We start from the raw sequence: 14,812 nt of genomic DNA, 5'->3' as shown, positions 1-14,812 counted from the left end.
GAGGACATATACTCCGCGTTGAAAAAGATGCGCCACTTCCTAGAGAATATTGTATCAATTTTTTCCAGTAGACAGCACACAATCTCTTAAAGTAAAAAATTTACATTTCTTCCTCCTTGATTTATACTTACTTTATAAACTGAATGATATTCAGTGAATGATATTCAGTTTAATTATTTTCGACATCTTTAAAGGAGGAAAGAGTATCATGAATGACATGAAACAATCTTTTATCATGATTCCTAGCAATTATTTTAGAGATGAAGAAGTTCAACTAGATCCTTATCATCCTTTTTTGTGGTACGAAAAAATGAGGCACCAATCCCCTGTTTTCTATAATGAAAAAGCAGACATGTGGAACGTCTTTCTCTATCACGATGTCAAACGGGTACTGGAAGACAAACAAAATTTTTCTAGCGTTTTGCCCCCAAAAAGAGCATCTCCATTTAATCGAAGTGTGATTGGCATGGATCAGCCTATGCACACAGATATTCGTTCTATTGTTATGCATTCTTTTACCCCGAAAATGATGAAAGCGTGGGCCCCACGTATTGAAGAAATCACGAAGCAGCTTCTGGAAAATGTGCAAGACCAACAAGAATTTGATCTAGTACGAGATTTCTCTTACCCGTTACCTGTCATTGTAATTGCCGAGATGCTGGGGGTTCCTTCATCAGAGATGTCGAAGTTTAAGGAATGGTCAGATATTGTGGTAAGTTCCCCAGATAACGATGACCCAGATCATTTGACGCAATTCCTATCTGTTCGTACAAAAGCTGATCAGGAGTTAACAAGCTTTTTTACAGAAATTGTTGAACATAAACGAAAAAGCCCTCATCCAGAATCAGATATTATCTCTATTCTTATCCAGGCAGAAAGCGAAGAAAGCAAAATTTCCATTGATGAACTTGTCGCTTTTTGTAAATTGTTATTGGTAGCAGGAAATGAGACGACAACAAACTTTATTTCTAATACCATGTATAGTCTATTGGAGAGTCCCGGAGCTTATAGACAAATTCAGCAGGATTTATCCCTGATTCCCCAAGCTTTAGAGGAATCATTACGCTACCGTTCTCCAGCGCAACGAGTCGTGAGAAGAGTAGGGGAGGATGTACAAATTGGGCCCCATCTGCTTAAAAAAGATCAGATTATCATTGCTTGGATAGGGTCAGCTAACCGGGATGAGACAGTATTCGAGCATGCTTCTACTTTTGATATCAGTCGAAGGGTAAATCCTCATCTTGCCTTTGGACAGGGCATACATTTTTGCTTAGGTGCGCCTTTAGCAAGATTAGAAGCAAAAATTTCTTTGACAGAATTATTTAAAAATATCAAGCATATTTCCTTTCACAAGAACAATCAGCCGGTGCCTATTGCAAATAGCACTACCATATACGGTTTAAAAAGCTTTCCTGTTAGCGTTGACTGATCGCTCTATTTGTAGCTCCCCAAGCCTTTCAAACATGCTAAAACCCTCCACAGGGAGGGTTTTACTTGTTTATGATTCCATATTCTCTTCTAGCTCTCTTTGGTGATTCATATAAACTTCCTTTTTCAGATGCGTCCAGCCATCAACTTGCTCAACCAGACCCTCTTTCATGAGTTTGCCCATAGCACGTTTAAAGGAAGCCTTGCTCATGTTAAAGCGATCCTTAATCTCTTCTGGTGTGGATTTATCTGTGTATGGCATCGCTCCACGTTCCTTTAGCACACCTAAAAGGATTTGAGCATCAATTCCATAGCGTACTTCTTTACGTTCCTGCATAGACCCATTCAAGCGGCCATCTTCACGTACATAGCTAACCCGAGCTCGTACTCTTTGTCCCATACGTAAGGATTCTGTCATTTCATCCTCATGAATAAATAAAATATGCTTATCGTCAGTAAATACGAATACACCTTCCATAAACACCCGATAGACAATACCTTCTACCCATTTATTCTTCATTTCGCTAGTTGCATTCCGAGATAGGTCCCAAATGACATTCTCAGCGGCTGGCTCTCCTAAAAGACGACCGTGCTTGTCACGCTTTAAGGTCACCAATAGTTTATCCCCAACCTGTGGCCACTCTTCCCATTGCATAGGCAGATCATCTTTAAATACTAACAGGTCTTTTTGAATTCCATTATGTAAGAAAACACCTACGCGTGTGGAGACATCCACAACATCTAACCATTGATACTCGCCCTCTCTGACCAGAGGCATCTGCATCGTTGCTGCCAAGCGATTCTCATGGTCGTGATACAAAAAGACTTTTACAGTATCGCCTACCTCTAGCTGATCTGTCGCTTCATTTTGATGCAATAAAATTTCTACGTCGCCATCTGTTAAGAAATAGCCATACTCTTCCACTCTAGAAACAGGCAAAGAAACAATCGTCCCTGCCATGTATTTCGTAGATTGAGCTGGCATCGTCTTTTCAGAAAAGCTGGCGTTCCTGCTATCTCCTCTGTATCCGGCACGTGGTGAGCTAAAACGGCCGCCTTGCTGTCTGCCGCTGCCTCCACCGCTTCTGACACCGCGTCCTCCTCTTCCCTGTCCGTCTCTATTACCAAACTGTCGTTTATCTCTCATTTCGTCACTTCCTACTCTATGTCACGCTCAATATATTCCGTAAGGTTATCCCTTCGTCCCCTCATTATACACAATCTGTTGGTGCGTTCCACGTGAGACTTCACCGCTTGTACGGATTTTGTAAAAAATAAATACAAAATGTAGCTTTTTCGCTCCTTGAAGCTGTATCCAAAGAACAGCTTTCCTTACATCATTTACAATAAACATCTTTCTAAACTTTTATCCATAAAAACAGCAAGTCCGACTACTTATCTGCATACACTTGTCTTATCGAGTAGGAATCATGCTAAGAGGGGAGAAGAGCATGCTAGCATATATAGAATCGATTTTTCTTGGTATCATTCAAGGCTTTACTGAATTTTTGCCTATATCAAGTACAGGACATCTTGTCTTGTTTGGCAAATTGTTCGGACTACGTGAAGCTGGTCTGCTATTTGATACATTACTGCATCTAGGTACATTGTTTGCCGTTGTTATTGTCTATTGGGATGAACTTCTCTATGTGATTCGCAATCCATTCAGCAAATTAACTCGACTGTTGATCGTAGGTACCCTTCCAACTGGCATTATTGGTCTGACTTTCAAGGATTATTTCGAGGAGATTTCACAGACGGGGCAAACCATCGGGGTAGAGTTCCTTGCTACAGGGCTAATTCTATGGGCCGTGGAATCCATGCGCAAGGGGACACGAGCTTTTGAACAAATCAATTACATAGATGCCTTATTCATTGGTGCTTTACAAGGAGCCGCTATTTTACCTGCTATTTCCCGTTCTGGCCTCACAATTGCTGGTGCATTGCTAAGAGGAATTGATCGTAATGATGCCGCGCGCTTTTCCTTTTTGCTATCTCTTCCTGCTATCTTAGGAGCATGCGTTTTACAGGCAAAGGATTTGGCTGAGATGTCTGTGCTACCAAACGGTATTATTCCTATGCTAGTTGGAGCTATCTTTGCAGGTATAACAGGATATATCGCTATTCGTTGGATGATTAAACTGATCAGTAGTGGGTCACTGAAGGTCTTTGCCTATTATGTATTCGCTTTAGGTGCTTGCATAATTGTATTACAATGGTTCGGAAAATGGTAACGTTCTTTTATTATCTAGCAGACAAAAAGCGCACAGGAGCTTACTCTTCTGTACGCTTTTTTTGCTGTAGGTGCAAGCTTTTTCGTTCGTAAAGAGACTAGCCCTACCGGTTTCCTTCTCGTTGTTTCTCATGATAACGCTGGGCAACCATTTTCATTACCATGAACAGTACAGCATATACAGATACGGCTAATAACGAGGTAGCAAACCACGTCGGAGTCCCTAGGCTAAGATACATGACGATATGAGCAATAAACAATCCCACAATCCACGCTAATAAGTTAGCTCTCTGAAAAAAGTTCATTAGTGAACGCATATGACTCCTCCATCCTAGTGTTCCTAGGATTGGTATTGCCCAACTAATTAGCAAATATTCGTTGAAAAAACTCCATACTGCAATAAATGCGCTGTTGCAAGCAAGCTGGCTTTTCACCATACGGCAAAGATACTCTAGGCTATCCTTTAGGAATTTCAACACGAACAAAGCTCTTTATTCTTCCTTCTCCGTCTATCCCAATCTGTATAGCATCATCTACCGCAGGCGAGCTTTTGGCATTTATACGCTGGTAGGTAATTACTCTGATGCCCTGTAAGATGTTATTTGGTTCAGCAGTGACTTGGCTAACGGATTGCTCATAAGGTAAATGAGATGCTATCTGATACTCACTAGCTTCTCTGCCCAGCATACTCTCAAGAAAAGCCTGAGCTTGTTTTACTGCTTCCCATTCGTTGGACAAGAGGGGGGCAGGCTGATTTTTTTCACTTATAGATAGGGCTCGCAATAAGCGCCCATTTTTACCGTTGATTGTAAGAGATAGCTTTTCATCTGTTCCTTTTGTCAATTGAACGTCCCAATATTCCCGACTTTCTTCTCGGCGAAATGTTCCTTTCACAATCTGATACTGGCTCCATGGCTCATAGCTATTTATCAGATGCTCAATTCTCTCGCGCCATTCTTTCGGCCAAGCCTTCTGAGGATCCTGCTGCTTCAATGGTCTAACTATTGTTCTCTCTCCACTTTTTCCCGTATTGTTAGGAAATGAGAACGCTGGCTTTATCATTTCGGCTTGTGCCCAGCCTGAGGTTGGAATCAGCAAGGCCGCCAGACAAGTGACGTAAAGCATTCCTATCATCTTCCGTCTCGATCCCTTTCGTTTCATACATACTTCCTCCTTCGCTATACCTAGGATGAATTTACTTTATTAGACAGCTTTCAAAATCATTTGTTACAATAAAGTAATAAATTGGATAACCTTTACCCTAATGCTTTTGCGTATGAAATCAAGGAATACCTCATGAGACTGCAAGCTATCCGGACATAAATTCCTTGCTCATTTTTATCTAAATATTTACAATTAAAATACTATTTGACACCTACCAGAAAATACTCTATTGATTTTAAAATGAAGGGGGTAATCGCTATGAAATTACCAACGTGGGCTGAGTCTTATTTGCATAAAATACACCTAAAACAAGAAAAGCCTTCCTACCAATTTCTCCAAAAAATTTGTCGTAATCACCTATCAACAATACCTTTTGAAAATATTAGTAAGCTGATTTACTATCGAGAATATAACCAAAACAACTTCTACATTCCCCCGTTGGATATTGTTACTCTGCACCTCTATACCATGCAATTTGGTGGAACATGCTACGTGCTTAATTCAACGCTGCAGCAGCTTTTATTAGAGCTTGGATTCTCAGCAAAATTACTTCCTGTTGGCCAAACACATATTGCTATTCTGGTTGATCATCCTGAGGAACCAGGCATACCTTTATATGTAGATTGTGCTTCTGCTGCTCCTTTTTTTACACCCGTTGATTTTACACGCAACCCGGACAATTGCAGTGAATACGCTGATATTGCCGTTCGTTTAGTTGCAGATACAAAAAATCCGGGACGCTATCTCTACAACCGGTACGTTAAAAATCAATTAACCGAACAGGACTGGACGTTTGACCCAACTGTCACGAAAAACCTGATCTACTTTAATAATACGGTGGCAAAATCATTTGATCTAGATAGAAAATTTATGTCTCTATTATTCATTCAATTATTCCAGCTAGATCAACATCGGAAGGTAACGATTCACAATAATGAATTTAGTATTGTAGATGAAAGTGGGAATGAAAAGCTTATACTTCTGTCTAATACGGAAGAGATAGAAAAGGTCTTACAGGAGGAATTCAAGCTCCCCAGATTACCTGTAAGAGAAGCTGTCGAGGTTCTTGCTGAATTAGGAATTAACATCTTTGAAAAAAAGATAGAAAAGCAACAAAATAATTTGGTTTAAACATAATTCACCGTGTCGTCATTGTCAAATGGAGGAAAAAATAGTAGGATCATTTTCCACACATATGCTTGTAGAAAAACATTTGAAAAGCTGTGACCAGAGGAGGATTTTATGGCTAAACCACAATTTATTGATTTAAGCGTTACTCTAAGTCCCAACATAAAAGAGCCGTTACCGGCAAAAATTGATTATTCCTCCCATGAGGAAGGTGCCATTCAGGCAGCTCATATCCTAGGTCTTACTCCTGAAGACTTTCCAGAGAAAAAAGCTTGGGCAACGGAGACAGTGACCGCAAATACTCATTCAGGAACACATGTTGACGCCCCTTGGCATTACTGGCCGACTTCAGAAGGTCAACCTTCCAAAACCATTGATGAGCTACCACTAGAATGGTTTTTTGCAGACGGTGTTGTATTTGATTTTAGTAACAAGGAATCCGGTTATGAAATTACGACGAATGACCTGATTCAAAAGCTAAAGGAGATGGATTATCAGCTAAAACCATACGATATTGTGTTAATTCGTTCCGATGCTGATAAAAAAATGATGGATGACAACTATGCTTACATTCATGTTGGCGTATCTGCCGAAGCAACTCGCTGGCTTATTGAGCAAGGAATCAAGGTCATGGGTACTGACGGCTGGGGCTGGGACATCCCTCTTACTATTCAAGCTGCGAATTACAAGCAAAAGCCACGGGAAGGACTTCTCTGGGCAGCTCATTACGTTGGAAGAGATAAAGAATATTGCCAAATCGAAAAGCTTGCTAACCTAGATAAAATCCCGACACCTTATGGCTTCAAAATCAGTTGTTTTCCCATTAAAATCGACAAAGCAAGTGGAGCTTGGACAAGGCCTGTAGCGATTATTGAAACCCCGTAGATACGACAAAAGACCAAAGGATATGAAGGTACTCATTCTAAAAAATTGACTACTCAATCTCAAATAGCCTTAGTCCCATTTGCTGGACTGAGGTTTATTTATTGCCCATGAAAAATCCCCTTTACCGCTTACCGTTGTGCTACTCACACAGGTAATGTAAAGGGGATGCTTTTTTACTTTATCGAGATGCTCTTCTTAGTAAACATTCACGGTGATGTTTACGTTCTTGTTACCGAATTTCACCTTAACAATTGCTTTACCAGCTTTACGCGGAATAATTTTTCCGTTTTTAACTGTCACGATATCCGTATTCGTGCTTGTCCATGTTGCTTTAGAGGTAACATCCTCGTTTGATCCTGCTTTGTAGATAGCAGTAGCTTTTATCTCAAAATCATCATCGTCTTTGAACAAATGTAGCTGCTGTGTCGTAACCAACAATTTATTCATTTGGTCGACTTGTACGCTTACAGTTGCCTTTTTGTTACCAAAGCTTGCTGTTACCGTAGCTGAACCCGCTTCTTTTGGTTTAATTAATCCTTTATCAACAGTAACTACATTACCTTTTACCTGCCAAGTTACTTTATCTGTAACATTTTCCTTGGAAGAATCCGTATAAACAGCCGTCACAGAAACTTTTTTCGAATCATTTCGAAGCAAATCCACTTTTTTCGAGCTTACTTCCAATACTTTCAGCTTTTTGGATACCGTTACAGACGTGGTAACTGATTTACCCATATAGCTGGCTGTAATTACCGCTGTTCCTGCTCCTACAGCTTTTACTCTACCGTTAGTAACCGTTGCTACCGAACTGTTTGACGTACTCCAAGCTGCCTTGGAAGTGACAGAAACAGGTCTTCCTACTGTGTATTGTGCACTTAGAGTAAGTGATTTCGTGTTCCCTGCTTCAAGTGCCAGAGTATTGGCTGAAATCTTCAAAGAAGACAGAACCTTCTCGGCAGGCTTGGTTGCAGGCTTGGTTGCGGCTTCCAAAACGGAAGTAGTCGGCATGCCAAAGGCCATACAAATAGCTAAACCCAATCCAAATATCTTATAAAACCTATTCTTTCTCATTCGTTCACCCATCCTCTAACTATCTTTAACGTAAATGAAATTCATATCTCATATAATTATATCGGTAAAGAAGGGGAACTTGTAAAGACTAAAAACCAATTTTTTGTAATATTAACCATGAATAAAAGCTTTACGCACACGATCCCAAAAGGTTAGACGCTTGTATCGAGCAAATTTGACCTTTTGAGGACCAACACGACAGGTGATTGAATCAACATTTTTCCAAACGCCCTGCTCTCGATCCATGCCAAGCATGATTTCAGGATTCATAATAATCAGCTCTACCTGATGGTGCTTAGGTAAAACTAGTGCGCTGTTTATCGTCCGATAGGATTGATTATTGATGGAAGCAATTTCTGCTAGCTGAATTGCCTCTAGGGAAGGATGCAGCAAGGCACCATCCACCGCTTTATTATAAGCAGTGCTACCTGAAGGCGATGAAATAATAAGACCGTCTCCGCGAAAATGTTCAAATTCTTGCTCATTAATAAAAACGGAGACTACCAAGGAAGAAAGGCTGGCATTGCGAATGACTAGTTCATTTAGTGCCCACTTCTCCAATAGCTGTCCATCCTTGGTACGAATTTGACAGGAAACAGTTGGGTATTCGGCTATTAAAGGGTCTACCTGTTCCAAGGCCTCAGCAAATTCATCCAATTGATCAGGATGCCAGTCCGCATAAAATCCCAAATGGCCCGTATGAATCCCAATATAATGCGGCTCGAATCCATATTGATGAACAGCTTCCAGCATGGTTCCATCACCTCCAATAGACAAAACCATATCCGGTTTTTCTTGACTATTGGCATCTAAAAAACGATAGGAACGCGAAGTGGAAGCAGCCAGCTTTTCACGCAACCTTATATCCACCTGACGTGTATGATCATCATTACGTAAAACCGTTGCGATTTTCATTTCGTTAAAATCCTTTCTCTTTTGCGATAACCTTGATTTCATATTCATCATACTATTGCAAGTAGCTATCAGCAAATGAGTTAACAACTATTTTACAAAAGGTCGAGAATTTCTCTTTTCCTCATTCTCCCGCAAATATCGTCTGCTCTAATCTATTCAACAGTTCTTCAGCCTGTACAATGTATGTCGATTCTATATCCGCATCTTTATTAATGGGTTCTTGAAACTGATTAAACATAGAGGAAACGACCGAAGCGGCTGCATAATCAGTATCATCATCAGCGCCGGTTTGGTAGATATGCTTCAGGACAAATGGTTGTTCAAAGCGTAAAACAGCTTGAGGCTGATCTAACTCACCGCTCACTACCTGTACAGGTAAACGTAAGAACACCATGCCTTTATCATCGAGCTTGCGATCCAAAAAGCCACTTCTATATTCCCAATTGGACAAAGTAAAGCCTTCTTTCCCCAACGTCTCCATAAGATCACCGTATGTCGCTTGTTTCCCTTCAATTTGACTTCCTATTTGTTTCATCGAAGCTACCCCTTTCCTTTCTTCTTATCCGTATAGCCTTCTCCAAATTACTTTGATTTAATTAGCATCCATCATTTACCACCAGTAACTTTTAAAGGAATTCAATGCTCTGTGTCGAAAGGGAAGGACAAGAAGAAATCTATCAATTTACAACATGTACTTACTCGGAAAGGAATTTTATTTTTGTGAAACGAATCTTGCTAACACTATCGCTACTTTCAATTACACTCGGAGGAAGCCAGCTAGAAGCAGCCACTGGCTCAAATGTATCGGCAGCTCCAAAGGTAACGGCTACACAAAAGGTAGTTAGCTATTATGCCGAAAATTATCCAGGTGATTTAGCCGCCTATACCTCCCTGCATCATTACCAGGATAGAATCTCTGACGTCGCCTTCTTTAACTACAATGCTACCAAGGAAGGCTATTTGGTAGGAGACCTGCCTAAAACAGCGTTACAGTTAACGAAAGATACAAAAAAGGGCAGCTTTTTAGTCATTACGAATCATGGGAAAAAATTATTTGATAAGGAAATCGTTCATTCGATCCTGGCCAACAAGGACTATAAAGCGCGTTTTATCCAACAAGTCCTTACCACCGTACAGCAAAATCAATTGTCAGGTGCTAATCTTGATTTTGAAAATGTTCCGGCCGAAGATCGTCAGGCCTATTCCTCGTTCGTTGGAAGCTTAGCAGACCAGCTTCATGCGATTAAAAAGCAATTAATCGTCTCTGTCCCTGCCAAAACAAACGATGACCCTGCTATCTTCTGGGTATATGGCTTTGATTTAAAAGCACTGGGTGCCAAGGCCGACTATCTTCAACTAATGACGTATGATGAGCATGGAACTTGGTCAGAGGAAGGTCCAGTTGCCTCCTACAATTGGGTGGAGGATGTTATACGCTATAGCGTCTCTCAAGTACCAGCCTATAAGCTATTAATGGGTATTCCAAGCTATGGCTACGAGTGGAGTACCGAGAAAAAAAGGGCAATCAGCTTTCGTAATATACCTGCCATCATTAAGGAAAATCAAGCCGTTCCAGCATGGCATGATACATATAAATCGCCCTATCTGCACTATATGAAAAACGGCGTTTGGCATACCCTTTGGTATGAGAATGAATATAGTATCGCCGCTAAACGTAGCTTGGCTCTAAAGTACAAGCTGGCTGGCTTTGCCGTTTGGCGCCTCGGATATGAGAACGACACTTTTTGGACGGCACTTCTTCCTAAGTCATAAATGAAACTGGTTTTTCCATTCCAAAAGCCGTCAGCATTTCAAGTTGCTGACGGCTTTTGAGCTATTCTATACGAATGCCAAGCTGACTTTCGACACTTCCTTACTAGGTACATGCTTCATCTTATCCAGCTTCCATGTCCCTAGCTCCTTAAGCAGGAAATAGACGATCTGCCGCCCATCTGGTCGCTTATACAAGATGTAGCCGTCCCGTTTACCAAGAAAGGTCATAGGCAATAGATAAACTTGCTTTTGAATCGCTTCTTTTTGGGAAAGCAATTCCTGATTCAGCAAGAGTAAGGCATGATCAGGATCATCGCGATATTGGTGAGCAATTTGGTAATATCCGATTTGCTGATAGCCAGCCAATTTTATTTGAAAGTAATCCTCAAATTCCTTTTGTACCTGTTGCTCCTCCACCTTGCGCTTTTCCTCCCACTCGTCGCCTTGATGAGAATATCCAGTCAATTGTACCCCGTTTGGGTGTACTGCAAGCTTAATCGTTTCAATTGCAAAAGGCGGTGAATGATTTCCCTCATAGGTTTTCACCTGAAAAACAGCTTCAAAGGAATGAGGCTGATTGGTTAGACGAGAGACACCTACCACCTTGGCTGAGGATAGATCATAGGCTCGTGGATAACCATAGTAGTGAGTGATTGCTTTGATTACATGGGGATTCATCGTCAAAATAAGAGCTCCTTGTATCGGATCAGAAGGTACAGGAGATGGTAGTTGAGCCCATGCGATCTCTGAAGAGGTAGATACAGTAAACAGAAGCACAGTAAAAGCAACTATCGCCATATGCTGCCATCTATTTGCCCATTGCTTCATCTGCGATCATCTCCTTTTTCTGTTAACCTTCCTCAAACTCCCATGCTTTATGAAAAGGGTGAGCGCCTTCTCCTCATTTTTCCTCGGACGAAACAAGACTGAACCTATTAGGCAAGAAAGGATTCATATGCTCTGTTTCATCTGAACTGACATATTCGGCGATCAGCTTCGCCGTAATCGGCGCTAACAGGATTCCATTCCGGTAGTGTCCGCAGGCTAGCGTTAGCCCACTCCAGTTTGGCACTGGCCCTAAAATAGGATGTCCATCAGCCGTAGCAGGCCGTAATCCTGCCCAAGCCTGTAAAAATGGAGCTTCGGAAATCGCTGGTACAATTGACATTGCCCCCGTTAATACTTTCGAAACACCATAAACAGTGGAAGAGCGGTCAAAGCCGGCTAAATCTTCTGTAGCTCCAACAATAATTCGTCTATCCTGCTTAGGCACTAGATAGCCGTTTTTTCCAAAGACTACATGGGAAAGAGGCAAATGATTCGAATCAACCGCCGCGATTTGTCCCCTTACTGGATAGACAGGTACATTCACTCCCACCTGACGTAAGATATCAGCAGTCCACGCCCCGGCTGCTACAATCACGTGATTAGCTTCCAGCTCCCCTTTCTCTGTTACAACGCCAGTCATTTTCCTTCCAGCATGCTTTAATCTGATTACAGCAGTATTTTGTAATAAACGAACATGTCGGTTTTTGGCCTGTATCACTAGGGCTTCTACTAACAGACGGTTATTGATATCAGCCTCGTGTGGAGAATAGATGGCTTGGCGTACCATTTTCGATAAATGTGGCTCTTGTTTTTGCACTTCTTTTCCAGACAACAATCGGATATCATAACCTTCAGACTTTTGCCACTGGTAGCGCTCCTGCAACCATTCCTCCTCCATGTCGGTCATGGCTACTGTCAGAATACCTGCTGTAGATAGCTGGCAATCAATGCCGGTAGCCTCCTTCAGTTCAAGCACCCAATTCTTATATAGCTGCAATGAACGTATTCCCATGTCAAGAAGCGGCCCCGGCTTCGTAAATTCCTTTAAAGGAGCAAGCATTCCCGCCGCTGCAACGGATGCCTCCCCTCCAAACACTCCCTTTTCGATGAGAGTAACCGTCATGCCTACGTGAGCAAGTTCCGTGGCAATCGCCAAACCAATAATTCCTCCGCCAATCACAATGATGTCTGAACAGCTTTTCATTGTTCTTCACCCTTTCTCGTATCTACTGAGTGGGGAATCGATTGGCTCTCTACACAAAGAAATGAAAAAACCCACTTCTCCGCGCAGGAAAAGTGGGAAAATCACCAACACCAAATCTAACCACTTCCCTTCGCCAGCATGACCTGGATCAGGTAAAAAGGGTCAACAGACACGCTCTGTCCTCTCAGCCCTGCAAGTTAGGACTCCCCCAGTAGATCAATGTGAAATTATTAATCTTCGTCCTTGTAATCATAGCTTTCGGGAATTGGCTCGAATTTTTCCGCCTCTTCAAAAGCCTTCAGTCTCTCTAGCTCCTCCATATGATAAGTAAACTGCTCCTTATTAATAAAGTAGTCCTCACCATTATGGACGGCACGGATACGTCTCTCCGCTATCTTTTCTCGTATAAACCATTCAGGCATATCCAGATAAGCAGCTGTTTCCTTTACAGTTAAATACATGGTTTACTGTCCTTTTAAGCGGGCCTCCAGCTCAGCCTTCTGCTTTTCAAAACCTGGCTTACCAAGAAGTGCGAACATGTTCGCTTTATAAGCCTCTACGCCAGGCTGATCAAATGGGTTCACACCTAGCAGATAACCGCTGATGCCGCATGCTTTTTCAAAGAAATAAAGAAGCTCACCAATATGATACGCTGATAGCTCAGGCAATTCAACTACAAGGTTAGGAACGCCGCCGTCCATGTGCGCTAACATCGTGCCTTCCATTGCCTTTTTGTTAACAAAATCCATGCCTTTTCCACTAAGGAAGTTCAAGCCATCTAAATTAGCGGCATCCTGCATGATTTCAACGTCAGTCGCTGGTTGTGCAACGGAAAGCACCGTTTCAAACAAATTGCGCGAGCCGTCTTGAATAAATTGCCCCATAGAATGAAGGTCAGCAGAGAAATCAGCAGCAGCCGGGAAGATTCCGCGACCATCCTTCCCTTCAGACTCTCCAAACAACTGCTTCCACCATTCATTGAAATAATGGAATTGAGGTTCGTAGCTTACTAGCATCTCAATTTGCTTCCCTTTGCGTAATAAGCAATTGCGGATAGCAGCATATTGATAGCATTCATTTTCTCCAAGAGCTGGATTCATATAGCGCTGACGAGCCGCCTGTGCCCCACTCATCAAGGCATCGATATCTGCACCTGATACAGCGATAGGCAACAATCCTACTGCTGTTAACACAGAGAAGCGTCCACCAACATTATCTGGAATAACGAAGCTCTCATAACCTTCTTCGTTCGCTACTTGCTTCAAAGCCCCGCGCGCTTTATCTGTTGTTGCGTAAATACGTTTACGCGCTTCTTCCTTGCCATACTTTTTCTCCATGAACTCACGGAAAATACGGAAAGCGATAGCTGGCTCTGTAGTGGTTCCGGATTTAGAAATAATGTTGACCGAAACCTCCTTGCCTTCAATAACCTGCATAAGGTGAGTCAAATAGACAGGGCTAATATTATTACCCACGAAATAAATCTCAGGTGCTTTGCGCTGTTCTTTTGTTAAAGAGTTATAGAATGTATGCCCTAGTACATCAATTACTGCCTTAGCTCCAAGATAGGAGCCTCCGATACCAATAACGAGCAATACATCAGAATCAGCCTTGATTTTTTCTGCCGCCGCTTTAATACGTGCGTATTCTTCTTTATCGTATGTATCCGGTAGGTCTACCCAGCCTAGATAATCGCTACCTGCACCTGTACCCTCATGTAATTTTTGATGCGCTAGCCCTACAGCAGCTTCTAAATGCTTCATTTCGTGTTCGGAAACGAATGGCAATGCTTTGTCATAACTAAAACGGATCGCTTTTGTCACGATAATACCCCCTGAATCGTAAGTTGCACAACTAATAATAAACTGATGCTTATTATTGTACGCGATATCTTCTCTATTCTATCACGCAGAATTTAACGGAATCACGTCAATTTCAAAATCAGTCTCTTCTAAATATTATTATAATAATGTTATTCCTTACGTTTTACTGATTTAACATAAATTTTTGTAACCATTTAGCAGTTTATGCGTAAATCCATTGTAAACAAATTTTTTAAGGAGGCTATTATGAAGAAACGTTGGTGGGGTGTTATTGCAGCTGGAGTACTAGTCGCCGGCGCCTATGGTTATTTGAAATTGACCGCTGTCGACGCAACAGGCCTTCCTGTTTCCGTCATTCCT

At 41.7% G+C, this 14,812-nt stretch carries 15 protein-coding genes and 1 riboswitch; of the genes, 5 read left to right on the top strand and 10 right to left on the bottom strand.

Going from position 1 to position 14,812, the window contains the following annotated elements:
* The first annotated feature begins 208 nt into the window (after window positions 1-208).
* On the top strand, window positions 209-1,429 hold the full coding sequence (locus tag O0550_RS20110; protein WP_163246326.1) for a cytochrome P450: 1,221 nt from the start codon (window positions 209-211) through the stop codon (window positions 1,427-1,429).
* 69 nt (window positions 1,430-1,498) lie between these two features.
* On the opposite strand, the gene O0550_RS20105 is transcribed toward O0550_RS20110, so the two are convergent.
* The gene (locus O0550_RS20105; protein ID WP_258427141.1) at window positions 1,499-2,575 is read right to left on the bottom strand and encodes a CvfB family protein; all 1,077 of its coding nucleotides are present in this window, start codon (window positions 2,573-2,575) and stop codon (window positions 1,499-1,501) included.
* Between the two features lie 304 nt (window positions 2,576-2,879).
* On the opposite strand from O0550_RS20105, the gene O0550_RS20100 reads away from it, so the two are divergent.
* Window positions 2,880-3,662 (top strand): undecaprenyl-diphosphate phosphatase, encoded by a 783-nt coding sequence (locus O0550_RS20100; protein ID WP_258427140.1) that lies wholly within the window; start codon window positions 2,880-2,882, stop codon window positions 3,660-3,662.
* Between the two features lie 103 nt (window positions 3,663-3,765).
* On the opposite strand, the gene O0550_RS20095 is transcribed toward O0550_RS20100, so the two are convergent.
* Window positions 3,766-3,978 (bottom strand): hypothetical protein, encoded by a 213-nt coding sequence (locus tag O0550_RS20095; RefSeq protein ID WP_022585681.1) that lies wholly within the window; start codon window positions 3,976-3,978, stop codon window positions 3,766-3,768.
* Between the two features lie 139 nt (window positions 3,979-4,117).
* Entirely contained in the window at window positions 4,118-4,822 is a 705-nt protein-coding gene (locus O0550_RS20090) for a hypothetical protein (RefSeq protein ID WP_258427139.1), read from the bottom strand.
* A 261-nt stretch (window positions 4,823-5,083) separates the two neighbouring features.
* Between O0550_RS20090 and O0550_RS20085 the strand changes: the two genes are divergently transcribed.
* Window positions 5,084-5,956, top strand: coding sequence for an arylamine N-acetyltransferase (locus tag O0550_RS20085; protein WP_258427138.1), 873 nt, complete (start codon window positions 5,084-5,086; stop codon window positions 5,954-5,956).
* A 111-nt stretch (window positions 5,957-6,067) separates the two neighbouring features.
* Window positions 6,068-6,838 (top strand): cyclase family protein, encoded by a 771-nt coding sequence (locus O0550_RS20080; protein WP_258427137.1) that lies wholly within the window; start codon window positions 6,068-6,070, stop codon window positions 6,836-6,838.
* Between the two features lie 195 nt (window positions 6,839-7,033).
* Here O0550_RS20080 and O0550_RS20075 read toward each other — a convergent pair whose 3' ends face one another.
* The 3 genes from O0550_RS20075 to O0550_RS20065 form a co-directional block, all read right to left on the bottom strand.
* Entirely contained in the window at window positions 7,034-7,909 is an 876-nt protein-coding gene (locus O0550_RS20075; RefSeq protein ID WP_258427136.1) for an Ig-like domain-containing protein, read from the bottom strand.
* 111 nt (window positions 7,910-8,020) lie between these two features.
* Window positions 8,021-8,824 (bottom strand): NAD kinase, encoded by an 804-nt coding sequence (locus O0550_RS20070; protein WP_003335488.1) that lies wholly within the window; start codon window positions 8,822-8,824, stop codon window positions 8,021-8,023.
* A gap of 121 nt (window positions 8,825-8,945) precedes the next feature.
* Window positions 8,946-9,359: a YugN-like family protein gene (locus O0550_RS20065; RefSeq protein WP_258427135.1), complete on the bottom strand. Its 414-nt coding sequence runs from the start codon at window positions 9,357-9,359 to the stop codon at window positions 8,946-8,948.
* A 185-nt stretch (window positions 9,360-9,544) separates the two neighbouring features.
* Between O0550_RS20065 and O0550_RS20060 the strand changes: the two genes are divergently transcribed.
* The gene (locus O0550_RS20060) at window positions 9,545-10,597 is read left to right on the top strand and encodes a glycosyl hydrolase family 18 protein (RefSeq protein WP_163246320.1); all 1,053 of its coding nucleotides are present in this window, start codon (window positions 9,545-9,547) and stop codon (window positions 10,595-10,597) included.
* 66 nt (window positions 10,598-10,663) lie between these two features.
* Here the strand turns inward: O0550_RS20060 and O0550_RS20055 are convergent, their stop codons facing one another.
* The 4 genes from O0550_RS20055 to O0550_RS20040 form a co-directional block, all read right to left on the bottom strand.
* On the bottom strand, window positions 10,664-11,425 hold the full coding sequence (locus O0550_RS20055) for a DUF3888 domain-containing protein (protein WP_003344010.1): 762 nt from the start codon (window positions 11,423-11,425) through the stop codon (window positions 10,664-10,666).
* Window positions 11,426-11,498: 73 nt separating this feature from the next.
* On the bottom strand, window positions 11,499-12,629 hold the full coding sequence (thiO, locus tag O0550_RS20050; RefSeq protein ID WP_003344008.1) for a glycine oxidase ThiO: 1,131 nt from the start codon (window positions 12,627-12,629) through the stop codon (window positions 11,499-11,501).
* Window positions 12,630-12,737: 108 nt separating this feature from the next.
* A riboswitch (TPP riboswitch) is annotated at window positions 12,738-12,849 on the bottom strand.
* 10 nt (window positions 12,850-12,859) lie between these two features.
* Complete coding sequence (locus O0550_RS20045) at window positions 12,860-13,090, bottom strand: excisionase family DNA-binding protein (RefSeq protein ID WP_003335494.1); 231 nt, start codon at window positions 13,088-13,090, stop codon at window positions 12,860-12,862.
* Between the two features lie 3 nt (window positions 13,091-13,093).
* Window positions 13,094-14,452, bottom strand: a complete 1,359-nt coding sequence (locus tag O0550_RS20040) for a glucose-6-phosphate isomerase (RefSeq protein WP_258427134.1) — start codon at window positions 14,450-14,452, stop codon at window positions 13,094-13,096.
* Window positions 14,453-14,812 lie beyond the last annotated feature (360 nt).

It is taken from the genome of Brevibacillus halotolerans, assembly GCF_026891775.1.
Classification (GTDB): domain Bacteria; phylum Bacillota; class Bacilli; order Brevibacillales; family Brevibacillaceae; genus Brevibacillus_B; species Brevibacillus_B halotolerans.
The sequence above is the reverse complement of the archived record's forward strand: the minus strand, read 5'-3'. Positions and strand labels throughout refer to the sequence as shown.